This is a genomic window from Crossiella sp. SN42 (genome assembly GCF_023897065.1).
Classification (GTDB): Bacteria; Actinomycetota; Actinomycetes; order Mycobacteriales; family Pseudonocardiaceae; genus Crossiella.
On sequence record NZ_JAMHIV010000001.1, the window covers coordinates 205669 to 218479 of the forward strand.

The 12811-nt window shown below is 71.0% G+C and carries 15 protein-coding genes; 11 read left to right on the top strand and 4 right to left on the bottom strand.

Annotation, left to right across the window (positions count from 1 at the left end):
- Positions 1–33: 33 nt before the first annotated feature.
- Both M8C13_RS00855 and M8C13_RS00860 read right to left on the bottom strand, forming a co-directional pair.
- Positions 34–966 carry a phosphotransferase gene (locus M8C13_RS00855; RefSeq protein ID WP_252478456.1) on the bottom strand — a complete coding sequence of 311 codons (933 nt, stop codon included), beginning with the start codon at positions 964–966 and terminating at the stop codon, positions 34–36.
- 109 nt (positions 967–1075) lie between these two features.
- Positions 1076–1738: a TetR/AcrR family transcriptional regulator gene (locus tag M8C13_RS00860; RefSeq protein ID WP_252478457.1), complete on the bottom strand. Its 663-nt coding sequence runs from the start codon at positions 1736–1738 to the stop codon at positions 1076–1078.
- A gap of 91 nt (positions 1739–1829) precedes the next feature.
- On the opposite strand from M8C13_RS00860, the gene M8C13_RS00865 reads away from it, so the two are divergent.
- Positions 1830–2537, top strand: coding sequence for an NAD(P)-dependent oxidoreductase (locus M8C13_RS00865; protein ID WP_252478458.1), 708 nt, complete (start codon positions 1830–1832; stop codon positions 2535–2537).
- 6 nt (positions 2538–2543) lie between these two features.
- On the opposite strand, the gene M8C13_RS00870 is transcribed toward M8C13_RS00865, so the two are convergent.
- Positions 2544–3182 (bottom strand): TetR/AcrR family transcriptional regulator, encoded by a 639-nt coding sequence (locus M8C13_RS00870; RefSeq protein WP_252478459.1) that lies wholly within the window; start codon positions 3180–3182, stop codon positions 2544–2546.
- A gap of 138 nt (positions 3183–3320) precedes the next feature.
- Between M8C13_RS00870 and M8C13_RS00875 the strand changes: the two genes are divergently transcribed.
- The 10 genes from M8C13_RS00875 (at position 3321) to M8C13_RS00920 (ending at position 10369) form a co-directional block, all read left to right on the top strand.
- Positions 3321–3665 (top strand): hypothetical protein, encoded by a 345-nt coding sequence (locus M8C13_RS00875; protein WP_252478460.1) that lies wholly within the window; start codon positions 3321–3323, stop codon positions 3663–3665.
- Between the two features lie 132 nt (positions 3666–3797).
- Positions 3798–4199: a hypothetical protein gene (locus M8C13_RS00880; protein ID WP_252478461.1), complete on the top strand. Its 402-nt coding sequence runs from the start codon at positions 3798–3800 to the stop codon at positions 4197–4199.
- Between the two features lie 145 nt (positions 4200–4344).
- Positions 4345–4917, top strand: a complete 573-nt coding sequence (locus M8C13_RS00885) for a PadR family transcriptional regulator (RefSeq protein WP_252478462.1) — start codon at positions 4345–4347, stop codon at positions 4915–4917.
- 43 nt (positions 4918–4960) lie between these two features.
- Positions 4961–5218: a hypothetical protein gene (locus M8C13_RS00890; protein ID WP_252478463.1), complete on the top strand. Its 258-nt coding sequence runs from the start codon at positions 4961–4963 to the stop codon at positions 5216–5218.
- A 200-nt stretch (positions 5219–5418) separates the two neighbouring features.
- A complete protein-coding gene (locus M8C13_RS00895) occupies positions 5419–5901 on the top strand; it encodes a 2-keto-4-pentenoate hydratase (RefSeq protein WP_252478464.1) in 483 nt (160 codons plus the stop codon).
- A gap of 153 nt (positions 5902–6054) precedes the next feature.
- A complete protein-coding gene (locus M8C13_RS00900) occupies positions 6055–7263 on the top strand; it encodes an MFS transporter (protein WP_252478465.1) in 1209 nt (402 codons plus the stop codon).
- Positions 7264–7318: 55 nt separating this feature from the next.
- Positions 7319–7870 (top strand): TetR/AcrR family transcriptional regulator, encoded by a 552-nt coding sequence (locus M8C13_RS00905; RefSeq protein WP_252478466.1) that lies wholly within the window; start codon positions 7319–7321, stop codon positions 7868–7870.
- Positions 7871–7938: 68 nt separating this feature from the next.
- Positions 7939–8829, top strand: coding sequence for a carboxymuconolactone decarboxylase family protein (locus tag M8C13_RS00910; RefSeq protein WP_252478467.1), 891 nt, complete (start codon positions 7939–7941; stop codon positions 8827–8829).
- Between the two features lie 33 nt (positions 8830–8862).
- Entirely contained in the window at positions 8863–9243 is a 381-nt protein-coding gene (locus tag M8C13_RS00915; protein WP_252478468.1) for a MerR family transcriptional regulator, read from the top strand.
- 115 nt (positions 9244–9358) lie between these two features.
- The gene (locus M8C13_RS00920) at positions 9359–10369 is read left to right on the top strand and encodes a LacI family DNA-binding transcriptional regulator (RefSeq protein WP_252478469.1); all 1011 of its coding nucleotides are present in this window, start codon (positions 9359–9361) and stop codon (positions 10367–10369) included.
- An 11-nt stretch (positions 10370–10380) separates the two neighbouring features.
- On the opposite strand, the gene M8C13_RS00925 is transcribed toward M8C13_RS00920, so the two are convergent.
- Positions 10381–12792, bottom strand: coding sequence for a glycoside hydrolase N-terminal domain-containing protein (locus M8C13_RS00925; RefSeq protein ID WP_252478470.1), 2412 nt, complete (start codon positions 12790–12792; stop codon positions 10381–10383).
- Between the last annotated feature and the right edge of the window lie 19 nt (positions 12793–12811).

Sequence of the window (12811 nt, forward strand, 5' to 3'; positions counted from 1 at the left end):
GCCTTGGCCCCGCGCCGGCATTGGCGTTGGTGGCTAGGCGTTCGCTCGGCGGAGGCGCTCGGCTGCCTGCGCGCGGAGGGCGTCACCGGACCCCGGGGGATCGCCGTGCAGCGCTTCCCAACGGACGTCGTGCGCGGCCGGCCACAGGCTGGCCGCCCAGGCGACCTCCAGCTCCGCCGCGGTGAACCGGCGCCCCCGAAGATCCTGATAGGCCACCAGGAACGCCTCGGAACTGTCGATCGGCGGCAGGGTGGCCGGCCCGGTCTTGGGAAACACCGCACTCGCCGCTCCCACCAGCGCCGCCTCTGGCTGCCACGCCAGGCTGTCCCAGTCGTGCACCGCCCACACCTGGCCGTCCCGCCAGCGGAGGTTCTGCGCCTCGAAGTCGGCGTGGCCGAGCACGCACGGCAGGTCGGCGGCCAGCATCCGCTCGCGGGCCCGCTCGGCCGTGTCGACGACGTACCCGGGCACGGCGCTCTGGTCCCGTTCGTCAAGGAACCTGATCGCCGGCCACACCCCGGATTCCGGGTGGTCCCAACGCACCCAGCGCGGATTCGGCAGCGGAGGCGCGAGCGTCACATCGACCAGTTCGGCCATCAGCCAGGCGAACACCGCCGCGTAGCGCACGGCAACCTCCGGCGAGTCGCCGTGCAGCAGCTCACCGCCGGGCCGGTACTCCTCAGCGTGCACGGCCAGCGCACCGGCAGCGTCATCAACACTGACCGCCGACGTGAGCGGCCGGGCACAGGGAAACCCCCGCTCCGCCAACTGCGCCTGCGCGGCAACACACGAGGTGGCCCGGCCGTCGTCCTCCCGCGCCTTCACCACGACATTCCGTCCAGCGGCCAGCCGCAGCCCGAACACCGCCGATATCGACCGCACCTCGAACAGCACGCCGACCGGCTCGTCCCCCAACTGGTCCACACACCAGACCGGCAGCCAGTCCGGCAGATCCTTCAACGGCACGGTGACGACTGTGCCACATGCGCCGGAGGCGATCCGGCCGCGTCGGCAACGGTCATCCCTGCTGCCAAGCAGCGGTGATTCGCTTACGGCAGCAGGGAATCCGGGTCGGCTAGGCCTGGTCCGGGTGCAGCGCGTTCAGGATCAGCTCAAGGCCGAAGTCGAACTCGTCGGCGTGCTGGTAGTCCGGGCGCAGCGCGTGGCCGGCGATGAGCTCGGCCAAGTGCGGGTAGGCGTCGGCCGGCAGCTCGCTCAGGATCTCCCCCGCGACCTCGTCCAACTCAGCGCGGTTGCTGAACGGCAGGCTCGACTCCTGGAGGACAAACCCGTAGAGGTAGCTGTCGATCACCGAGAAGGCGTGTGCGGCCAGCGCCACGGAGAACCCGCCCGCGCGCAGTGCGCCCAGCACGGCGTTGTGGTGGCGCAGGGTGGCTGGGCCGGGCCGGCGGCGGGAGTCCAGGAGGCTGACGGCCCAGGGGTGGCGGCGCAGGACCGCGCGGGCGGTGGTGGCGCGTTCGCGCATGGCCTGTTTCCAGTCGATGTCTGCCGCTGGTAGGTCGATCTCGGCGAAGACCGCGTCGACCATGCCGTTGAGGATGTCCTCGCGCCCGGCGACGTGGTTGTACAGCGACATCGCCTCCACGCCCAGCTGACCGGCGATCGCGCGCATGGTCACCCCGGCCGCGCCCTTCTCATCGGCCAGCGCCAGGGCGGCGGCGACCACCCGTTCCCGGCTCAGCGGCGCCCGCTTCGGTTTCGCGCCGCGTTCGCCCATGGCTCCTCCTGCCGGTTGACGGACTTACATAGTAAGCCTAGCGTGACTTACAACGTAAGTTCGGTGGGACACGAGTGGTGGGAGCGGGAAGATGAGCACAGATCGGGTGCGGAAGGTCTGCGTCGTCGGGGCCTCGGGCAAGCTCGGGCAGTACCTCATCCGGCACGCGCTGCAGCACGGCTACCAGGTGGTCGGGGTGTGCCGGGAGCGCAGCGTCGGCAAGCTGGCCGAGTTCGCCGACCGGATCACCATCGTGCCCGGCCCCACCAACGATCCCGAGGTGATCAGGCGGGCGGTCGCGGGCTGCGACGGCGTGCTGACCGTGCTCGCTCCCTGGGGCGTCCGGCAGTACTCCTCGGGCACGGCGCAGGCGGTGCTCGACCACGCCGATCCCGCCGCCCGCCTGGTGTTCTCCTGCGGCTGGCACGTGGCCAGGGATGAGCAGGACCGCTACACCTGGCGGTTCCGGGCAACCGTCCGGCTGGTCACCTGGCTGGCCCGGCTGGTGCGCGCGGTGGAGATCGACGATCAGGTGGAGGCGGGCAGGCGGATCTTCGCCAGCGACCGGCGGTGGACCTTGGTCAGGGGCAGCGACCTGGAGGAGGGCGACAGCCAGGGCCTGCCGGTGTGGCGCAGGCACGTCGGCGACCCGGCGCTGGCCAGCAACCGGACCAGGCGGGTGGACTTCGCGCTGTTCATGGTGGCCGCGCTCACCAACGACTCACTGGTCCAGGAGGCCCCGGCGATCGTGGGCCGCCTCTCCCCCAGCGCGCTGGCGCACGCCGACGCCGCGGGCTGACCGCGCTCACTCCGCCAGCAGCGCGGCCAGCTCCTCGGCGAAGAGCAGGTCGGGATCGAACCCCATCCCGGCGAAGTGACCGGCGAGCTCCAGCGAGAGCACGCCGTGCAGGCGGGTCCAGAAGGACAGCGCGCGGTGCAGGGCGGCGGCCGGGGCCGGGTGGCCGCCCGCCCAGTCGCGGTGTCCCTCCAGGTGGGTGTCGAACGGGGTCGGCGGCCGGTCCGAAGGCAGTGCGGCGCAGGCCTCCATCAGCACTGTCATGACCTCCGAGGAGATCGCGGTGGTGTCCGCGGGCGCGTGGTAGCCGGGCACCGGCGTGCCGTAGATGAGGAAGTACCGCTGCGGGTCGGCGCGCGCCCACTCCCGCATCACGGCGGCCAGCCCGGCCAGGTCGGCGCCGCCGTCGAAGGCCGCGCGGACGGTGTCGGCCAGGCTGCGGTAGGCGTCCCGGATGAGCGCGGTGATCAGCTCGTCCCGGCTGGCGAAGTACCGGTACAGGGCGGGGCCGCTCAGGCCCACCTGCTTGGCGATCGCGTTGAGCGACAAGGCCGGCACCCCGGCCGCGGCGATCTGCTCCCACGCGCGCTCCTTGATCTGCTCACGCACCTGGGCCCGGTAGCGCTCCCTCGGGCTCTGCTCCGTCACCGGTCACTCCCTCATCGTGGTCTGACACCATCGAAGTCTAGTTAGACCCTCTCACTTTCGCTATTGACACCTCAATCGACTGAGTTATAGCTTCTAACCAACGCAAGAAGCATTCACCACCCAGTCGGGAGCACCGCCATGACCACCACCCCGCAGCACACCCGCGCCCACCGCCCCGCACTGGCCGTGCCTATCGCGGCCTGGGCCTTCCCCGTCTTCGTGCTCGGCGGCTTCGGCCTGCTCTCCGGCATCCCCGTGCTCGTCCTGCTGATCGGCACCCTGCGCGATCCCCGGCTGCGCGCCCTGCGCTGGTGGAGCGCGGCGAGCGCGGTCGCCTACGCCACCCCGCTGGCGTTCTGGCTGCTGGGGTCCAGTGACGCGCCGAGCCTGACCAAGTTCATGAACCCGCTGGTGACCGGGATCGTGATCACGGTCGGCGTGGTGGTGGCCATCGCGCATTTGGCGCACCGACGGCAGAATTGACTAGGTGCGTCCGAATGACCTAATTCTTTTCTGGCTTGACAGGAACCGGTCATTCGATTCCGGCTGACACTGGACTGGCTAGCCTTTAGTGGTCCGCAGCACATGAACGGTGTCAATCGGAAGGTTTCTGAAATGGGTATTCGCAACGTACTTCTCGGCGCCCTCGCCACCGCGGGACTCGCTGGAGCCATGCTCACCGCGGTGACGCCGGGCGCGGCCCAGGCCGCCGAAGGCTGCACCACCAAGTACCCCAAGACGGCGGCGGTCGTGACGCTCAGATCCCGCGCGATCGAACTGCGCTACAACAGCCAGGGCTGTGCGTGGGGCCGGATCTTGCGAGGGTCCCCTGGCGACCTGATCTGGGTCGACCGCAGCTTCGACCGCGGCCGGACCTGGCAGCCGCACCTCGGTATCAGGCAGATCGACACGGGCGGCAGCCAGCACACCGAACCGTTCAACAACAAGGGCAATCTCATCCGCGCCTGCGGCAAGGTCAGCAACTACCCCGAGGTGCACTGCACCACTTGGCGGTAACCGGGGATGAGCACCGGTGACCGAACTCCACATCGGTGCTGATTCGCAAATGGTCCGTGGTGCTGCCGCAGCACCACGGATCCATTTTCTCCGCGGCATGACCGTCACCATGCGGATCAACCGATGCGGACATTAAGCTCGATACATGTCTGTTCAGCACGTTCTGCTGGGCGCGCTCGAAGCCCGGCCGATGAGCGGCTACGAGCTGACCCAGCTGTTCAGCGCCGCCACCCACTGGGTCTGGTCCGCGCCGCAGAGCCAGATCTACCCGGCGCTGAAGACCATGGCGGACGCGGGCCTGATCGAGGGCACGCAGCACCAGACCGGCGGCCGGACCAGGACGGTCTACTCGCTCACCAAGGCCGGGCTGCGCGAGCTGCGGGAGTGGGTCGGCACCCCGCACGCCAGCCCGCCGAGCCGGGACGCGCTGGACGTGCAGGCGCTCTACTTCGACCTGGTGGAGCCGGCGGCGGCGAAGCGGGTGCTGACCGAGTTCATCGCCGAGCAGGAGGCGGTGGCCGAGCACGCGGCGGCGCACAGCGCCCGGCTGCTGGCCAAGGACACCGAGCTGGTCAAGGAACGCCTCAGCCACCGGCCCACGAGCGAGCACGACCGGATGGCCAAGCTGAAGGCGCACGTGTTCGCCGGACAGGCGGCCGTGGCCAGAACCAGGATCGCCTGGGCCCAGGACGGACTACGGCTGCTCGACGAGGCCTGACCCGGCACCTCCCGGCCGACCACCACACGTTCAGGAGGTTCCCGTGAACGCCGTCATCGTCACCGCGGCCGAGGCCCTGGCCGAAGCGGCCCGCGCCGGTGTCCCCTGCCCGCCGGTGCGCACCCTGTTCGCCACCGGCGACCTCACCTCCGCCTACGCCGTGCAGCGCCGCAACCTGGCCGCCGCGGTGGCCGCGGGGCGGCGGATCGTCGGCCGCAAGATCGGCCTGACCAACCCGGCCGTGCAGCGGCGGCTGGGCGCGGACCAGCCGGACTTCGGCGCGTTGTTCGCCGACGCCTAGTGTCCTGAGTCGGAGGTTCGGTGGTGGTATCGGCGGTCCAGGTTTCCGCTGGGCGTGCCGCAGGGAAGCCCTCGTACCGGGTTGTACGTGGGCTTTCCGGCGGTGCGGTCAGCGGGAAGCTGGGCCGTCGAGACCGCTGGCGAACTTCCGGCTCAGGGCACTAGGTCCCCGACCGCGGCGAGATCAAGCCCGGCAGGCTGTTGCAGCCCAAGGTGGAGGCGGAGATCGCGCTCATCCTGGACCGCGACCTGCCCGACGGCGACTACCGGCCCTCGGACCTCCGCCAGGCCATCCGGTGCGTGCTGCCCGCGCTGGAGATCGTGGACAGCCGGGTCGCCGGGTGGGACATCGGCGTCGTGGACACCGTGGCCGACAACGCCTCCGCCGGTCTCTACGTCCTCGGCGCACCGGTTCCGCTGAACGAGCTGGACCTGCGCACGGTGCCGATGTCCCTGCGCCGCAACGGCGAGGTGGTCTCCACCGGCACCGGCGCGGACTGCCTCGGCGACCCACTGCTGGCCGCGGCCTGGCTGGCCAACACCCTGACCGCGCTGGGCGACCCGGTGCGCTCGGGCGACCTGCTGCTCACCGGCGCGCTGGGCCTGGTGGTCGACGCCGTGCCCGGCGACCACTTCACCGCGGAGTTCACCGGTCTCGGCCGCGCGACTGTCCATTTCGGATAGTCCACTTCGTCGACCTGACCCCGACAGCCAGTTCCCGCGGCCTTGCGCACCAGTTCCTTGGTCACGATCGCACCCGCTTGCCGAAGTAGACAGACCTGTCTATGGTCGAACCGGACTGAACAGACCTGTCTACTCAATCTGGAGGTGCCCGGCATGGCCCGGACCCCGCGGCTGCCGGACTCGGCGGCGCTGTACCTGCTCGCCTCGCTGGTCGTCTCGCTGCTCGCCTCCTCCAGCGCACCGACCCCGCTGTACGCCCTCTACCAGCAGCAATGGGGTTTCTCGCCGATCACCACCACCATCGTGTTCGGCGTGTACGCGGTGTCCGTGCTGGCCGCCCTGCTGGTGCTGGGCAAGCTCTCCGACCACCTGGGCCGCAAGCCGGTGCTGCTGGTCGCGCTGGTCGTGCAGGCGGCCGCGATGCTGGTCTTCGCCACCGCCGACGGGGTGACCGCGCTGCTGGTCGCCAGGGTTGTGCAGGGGGTCGCCACCGGGGCCGCGATCGGGGCGCTCGGGGCGGGCATGCTTGACCTGGACGCCCAGCGCGGGCAGCTGGCCAACGCGGTCGCGCCCGGCATCGGCACCGCGGTGGGCGCGCTGTTCTCCGCCCTGCTGGTGAGCTACCTGCCCGCGCCCACCGAGCTGGTCTACCTGGTCCTGCTGGTGGTGTTCCTGGTGCAGGGACTGGGCATCACCCTGATGCGGGAGACGGTCAGCCGGGCCCCCGGCGCGCTGGCCAGCCTGCGACCGGAGATCACCCTGCCCAGGGCGGTGCGGGCGCGGGTGCTGACCGCCGCGCCGGTGCTGTTCGCGGTGTGGGCGCTGGCCGGGCTCTACGGCGCGCTCGGCCCGGCGCTGGTGACCAGGCTCGGCGGCGGCGGATCACCGGTGCTGGGCGGGCTGAGCCTGTTCACCATGGCCGGGGTGGCGGCGCTGACCACGGTCGTGCTGCGCGCGCAGTCCCCCGGCCGGACCATGCGCACCGGGGTGGTCGCGTTGATCATCGGCGTGGCGGTCACCCTGGCCGGGCTGGAGGCCGGGTCGCTGCCGGTGTTCTTCCTGGGCACCGCGATCGCCGGGATCGGCTTCGGCGCGGGCTTCCAGGGCGGCCTCCGCACCTCGGTGCCGCAGGCCGCGCCGCACGAGCGGGCCGGGGTGCTCTCGCTGCTGTTCGTGGTGTCCTACCTCGGTTTTGGGGTGCCCGCGGTCGGCGCGGGGGTGCTCGTCGTGCACGGTCCCGGCCTGGTGGGCGCGACGCTGATCTACGGCGGCGTGCTGATCGCGCTGGCGCTGCTGGCCCTGGTCCGGCTGCTCACCCCGGTGCGGGCGAGTGATCCCGGACCGGTGCCGGTGCGGCTGTAACCTGTGGGTTCGTCCGGTTCGAAGGAGTGTGGCGAGGATGGCTACCGCGGCCAGGATGTCCGCCCGGGAGCGCTTGCTCAGCGCCGCCGACGAGCTGTTCTACACCGAGGGCGTGCGCTCGGTGGGCATCGACCGGGTGATCGAGCACGCCGGGGTGGCCAAGGCCTCGCTGTACAACACCTTCGGCAGCAAGGACGAGCTGATCCACGCCTACCTCAAAGGCAGGCAGGACCGGATGGCCGCGCGCATCCGGTCCGCGGTCGACGCGGCCGGGACACCGGAGGCGAAGGTGCTCGCGGTCTTCGAGGCCCAGGCCGCGCTGTACGCCGAAAGCGGCTACCGGGGCTGCGCTTTCCACCGCGCCAGCGCGGAGTCCCGGCCCGGCGACCGGGTGGAGCAGGCCACCAGGGAGTACCGGGCCTGGGTGCGCGGGCTGTTCGCCGAGCTCGCCGAACAGGCCGGGGCCAAGGACCCCGCGGCACTCGCGCACCAGCTGCACCTGGTCTACGACGGCACCGGGCACGCCACCCGCACCGACCGCGATCCGGGCGCGAGCGCGGTGGCCCGGGCCGCGGCGAGCGCGCTGCTGGCGGCGGCGCTGGCCTGATCGACTCCTCGCCGGGCCGTGGTTAGGGCCTTGCGTTAGAGCGCGCTCTAATTCCTACCGTCATCGGCATGACGAACACAGATCGCAACCCGACCGCCAACCGCCGGAGCATCCTGGCCAAGGGCGCGCTGCTCGGTGCCGGTGCCCTCGGTGCCACGGTGGGAGCGGCGGTGCCGGCCTCGGCGGAGACCGACCGTTACGCCCGCGGCTTGGTGGCCCTGCGCCGGATCGCCGGCGAGCGCGGCACCGAGGTCATCGAGTCGCTGCGGGACATCGCCCCGGACCTGGGCCGCTACATCGTCGAGTTCGCCTTCGGCGACATCTACCACCGGCGGGGGCTGGACGCCCAGCAACGACAGCTGCTGACCATCGGCGCGCTGGCCGCGCAGGGCGACACCAAGCCGCAGCTGAACTTCCACCTCGACGCGGCGTTGCGCGTCGGTGTGAGTCCCGTGGAGATCATGGAGGCGCTGTTCCAGCTCGTTCCGTTCACGGGTTTTCCCAGGGCGCTCAACGCGGTGGCCGTTGCCAGGGAGGTCTTCGCCAAGCGCGGGATCACCTTCACCCCGCCCGTGCAGACCGACCAGCGCGACCGTTACGAACGCGGCAGGGAGAAGCTGGTGGAGATCGACGGGCAGCACGGGCTGGACGTGATCGAGTCGCTGCGGGACATCGCCCCGGATCTCGGCCGCTTCATCGTCGAGTTCGCCTTCGGCGACATCTACTACCGGCCGTGGCTGAGCCCGCAGCGGCGACAGCTGGTGACCGTTGGCGCGCTGACCGCCTTCGGTGACGCCGCATCCCCGCTCCGGGTGCATCTGAACGCCGCACTCAACGTCGGGCTCAGCCGCGCCCAGGTGATCGAAGCCCTCATCCACATCGTGTCCTACGCCGGCTTTCCCCGGGTGCTCAACGCCATCACCGTGGCCAGGGAGGTGTTCGAGAAACGGCAGGGTTGACCCGCGGTGGCCTCCGCCGCCTACGGTCATGGCATGAACGACACGGGCACGCGGTCCATCGCGGAGACGGCAGAGCTGACCGGGCTGACCGCGCACACGTTGCGGTACTACGAACGGATCGGCCTGCTTGATCCGGTCGACCGCGGCCCGGACGGCCGCCGCCGTTTCCGGGACACCGACCTGGCCTGGCTCAGTTTCCTGACCCGCCTGCGTGACACCGGCATGCCCATCCGGGAGATGCGGGAGTTCGCCGAACTGCGCCGGGCCGGTGACGTGACCGCATCGGCCCGCCTGGAGCTGCTGAGCCGCCACCGGGACGGCGTGCGCCGCCGGATCGCCGACCTCGCCGACTGCCTGGACGCGCTGGACAACAAGATCGACCACTACCGGAGACTGACCTCCACAGGTACGTAACCGGTCGGAAACCCGATAGGAACCGCCAGCAACCTGGAAGCGCTCCCAGATTTCGCTAGCCTGGACCGGGTGGACTGACGCGGATGGGGTGGTTGATGTGACGGTCCAAGGTGAGATGCGGCCGACGCTGGAGGATGTCGCCGCCTACGCCGGGGTTTCCCGCTCGACCGCGTCCAGGGCGCTCAACGCCGAGGTCTACGTCAGCCCCGATGCCCGGGAGAAGGTCTTGGTCGCGGCCCAGGCGCTCGGCTACTCCCCCAACCAGGCGGCCCGTTCGCTGGTCACCCGCCGCACCAACGCCATCGCCCTGGTCCTGTCCGAGCCGGAGCCCAAGGTGCTGGAGGACCCCTACTTCGCCGAGATCGTCCGCGGCGCCTTCCGCGAGCTGTCCGGGCGCGGCAGCCAGATGCTGATGATGCTGGTGGACAGCAGGGAGGACGTGCCGGGCACGTTGCGCTTCCTGGAGGGCGGCCACGTCGACGGCGCCCTGGTCTTCGCCTCCCACCAGGCCGACCCCCTGCCCACCGCGCTGCGCCTGCTCCGGTTGCCGATGGTCTTCGGCGGCGGCAGGCCGGGCAGTGGCACCCGGGGCCTGCACCTGGTCGACTTCGACAACGAGGGCGGCGCGAAGCTCGCCGTGGAACACCTGCTGTCCTTGGGGCGCAAGCGGATCGGCACCGTGGCCGGTCCGCAGGACCAGCGCGCGGCAATCGACCGCTGCGCGGGCTGGCGCACCACCCTCGGCCTGGACGACCGCGCCACCGCCCGCCTGTCCGAGGAAGGCGACTTCAGCTCCGAGAGCGGTGAGCGGGCGATGGCCCGGTTGCTGAAACGGGTGCCCAGGCTGGACGCGGTGTTCGTGGCCAACGACCCGATGGCCGCTGGCGCGTTGCGCGCGCTGCGGGCCGCGGGGCGGCGGGTGCCGCAGGACGTTGCCGTGGTGGGCTTCGACGACCACCGCGGGCTGGCCGAGTCCACCCAGCCACCGCTGACCACCATTCACCAGGACCCGCGCGGGCAGGTCCGGCAGATGGTGGACACCCTGTTCCAGCTCATCGACGGAGCGGGCCCGCCGCCAGGCAGGCAGGTGCTCCCGGTGAGCCTGGTCCGCCGGGACTCCGCGTGACCCGGTGAGCCTCAGGTCTGTACGCCGGTTGCCCGGTAGGTGCGGCCTGCCACGGCGGTGAAGGTGACCCGGTCGCCGTCGCGGGCGCCGCGGACGAACTGCCCCGTCGCGGTGTCGATGAGCGTGTACCGCCCGGTGAAGATCGTGCTGCGCAGGGTCAGGCTGCCCGAGACCGCCGGTTTCGCGGTGAAGTCCAGGCCGCCCGCGGTGGTCCAGGCCGCGTTCACGGTGATGTTGCCGCGCGCCTTGAGGCCGGTCACCGAGCCCGAGGTCCACCCGCTGGGCTTGGCGGGCAGGACGTGGACGTCGCCGTTTTGGCTCTGCAGCAGCATTTCGGTCATGCCCGCGGTCGCGCCGAAGTTGCCGTCGATCTGGAACGGCGGGTGGGTGTCGAACAGGTTGGCCAGGGTGGAGTTCTTGAGCAGCTCGGCGAGCATCTTGTGGGAGTGGTCGCCGTCCAGCAGCCGGGCCCAGAAGTTGATCTTCCAGGCCTTGCTCCACCCGGTTCCGCCGTCGCCGCGCGCGGTCAGCGAGACCTTGGCCGCCGCACCGAAAGCGGAGCCTGCCGCGATCTGCCTGCCGGGGTGCAGGGCGTACAGGTGCGAGACGTGCCGGTGCTCGTTGGTCTGGCTGTCCAGATCGGCTTTCCACTCCTGCAACTGCCCCCAGGAGCCGATCCGCAGGCCGGGGTCGAGCCGGTCCAGCGCGCCCCGCACTCGCGCGCGGAACGCGGCGTCCACGCCGAGGGTGCCCGCGGCGGCGATGGTGTCCTGGAACAGGCCCTGCACGATCTGCTGGGCCATCGAGCCGCCCGCGGTGAAGTCGCCGTGTTCGGGCGAGTACGACGGCGTGGCGACCAGCTTGCCGTCCCGGGGGTCGGTGCGCAGGTTCGCCAGCCAGAACTCGCTCGCGCCCTTGAGCAGCGGGTAGACCCTGCGCAACAGCGCGGGATCCAGGCTGAACCGGTAGAGGTCATAGAGCTGGGATGCGAGCCAGCCGTTGGCCTCGGGGAACCAGAACGCCGTCGCCCAGTCGTGCACACCGGTGAAGCCGAACGGGTTGGTCTCGTTCTGCACCACCCACCCGCGGGTGTCGAAGATGTTGGCGGCGCTCCGCTCGCCGGGGGCCTTGAGCTGCTCCACGAACCGGACGTACGGTTCCGCGGTCTCACCGAGGTTCGCCTGCGCCGCGTGCCAGTAGTTCATCTGGACGTTGATGTTGGTGTGGTAGTCCGAGGCCCACGGTGGCGAGGTCGACTGGTTCCACACCCCTTGCAGGTTGGCCGGTAGCGACCCGGGGCGGGAGGACGCGATGAGCAGGTACCGGCCGTACTGGTAGTACAGGGCCTCCAGCGCGCGGTCGGCCGCCGAAGCGCCACCGGTGTAGGCGGCGCGCAGGTCGTCGGTGGGCTTGTCCGGCACCGCCTGGCCGATGTTCAGCCGCACCCGGTCGAACAGGGACTTGTGGTCGGCGATGTGCTCCGACCGCAGCCTCGCGTACGACTTCGCCGCCGCGGCGTCCACCGCGGCCGTGACCGCGCGCCTGGGGTCGGCGCCACGGTAGGTCGGGTAGGTGTCGGCGTAGTTCGTACCGGCGCTGACGAGGAAGGTCGCGCTGTTGGCCCCCGACACCGTCACCGTGCCGCCGCTGCTGGTGACCGTGCCGCCGTCGGCGAGCACGCGAATCTGCGATTCGAAGATCATCCCGTTGTCGGCCAGCTGGCCGCGGATGGTCAGCCTGCCGTTCGCCGCGGAGGCGGTGAAGTCGGCCCGTGGCGAGGTGTACCGCAGGCTGAACGACACCTTGCCCGGCTGGTTCGCGCCCAGGCGCCCGGCGATCACCTTGCCGCGGTGGCTGGCAAAGTACTCGCGGTCGTGCACCACACCGCCCTGGGTGTAGCCCACCCTGGCGATGGCGTTGCCGATGTTCAGCTCGCGGCGGTACCCGGTGACGGCGCTGGACTGACCGGTCAGGTCCAGGTGCAGGTCACCGAAGGTCTGGTAGGCGCCGAACCCGGACTTGCGCTGGCCGAGCTTGCCCGCCACCCAGCTCGGGTCGGCCTTGCCGTCCCGGCCGATGGCGTCGACGACCTCGCGCAGTGCCCCCGGCCGCGGCGAGGTCCAGTTGCCGAAGTTGTACCCCGGCGAGCCGGGGCCGCCGGTCCACAGCGACTTCTCGTTGAACTGCAACCGTTCCGAGGGCACACTGCCGAACACCATCGCGCCCAGCGCGCCGTTGCCGATGGGCAGCGCGCGGCTCTCCCAGTCGGTGGCGGGCTCGTCGTACCACAGGGTGTTGCCGTCCGGAACGGCCTGCGCCGTCGCGGACGGGACACCAGAGTCCCGCGGCGCCATGCCCGTCGAGGCCACCACCACAGTGGCGGCCACAGCCACCAGGCGGGCACCCGGCCTGAGCCTGCTCACATCGCCTCCTTGCGGCAGA

Coding starts and splice junctions, on each gene's coding strand:
- M8C13_RS00860 (WP_252478457.1), bottom strand. CDS start 1,738: ATGGGCGAACGCGGCGCGAAACCGAAGCGGGCGCCGCTGAGCCGGGAA.
- M8C13_RS00865 (WP_252478458.1), top strand. CDS start 1,830: ATGAGCACAGATCGGGTGCGGAAGGTCTGCGTCGTCGGGGCCTCGGGC.
- M8C13_RS00875 (WP_252478460.1), top strand. CDS start 3,321: ATGACCACCACCCCGCAGCACACCCGCGCCCACCGCCCCGCACTGGCC.
- M8C13_RS00880 (WP_252478461.1), top strand. CDS start 3,798: ATGGGTATTCGCAACGTACTTCTCGGCGCCCTCGCCACCGCGGGACTC.
- M8C13_RS00885 (WP_252478462.1), top strand. CDS start 4,345: ATGTCTGTTCAGCACGTTCTGCTGGGCGCGCTCGAAGCCCGGCCGATG.
- M8C13_RS00900 (WP_252478465.1), top strand. CDS start 6,055: ATGGCCCGGACCCCGCGGCTGCCGGACTCGGCGGCGCTGTACCTGCTC.
- M8C13_RS00905 (WP_252478466.1), top strand. CDS start 7,319: ATGTCCGCCCGGGAGCGCTTGCTCAGCGCCGCCGACGAGCTGTTCTAC.
- M8C13_RS00910 (WP_252478467.1), top strand. CDS start 7,939: ATGACGAACACAGATCGCAACCCGACCGCCAACCGCCGGAGCATCCTG.
- M8C13_RS00915 (WP_252478468.1), top strand. CDS start 8,863: ATGAACGACACGGGCACGCGGTCCATCGCGGAGACGGCAGAGCTGACC.
- M8C13_RS00920 (WP_252478469.1), top strand. CDS start 9,359: ATGCGGCCGACGCTGGAGGATGTCGCCGCCTACGCCGGGGTTTCCCGC.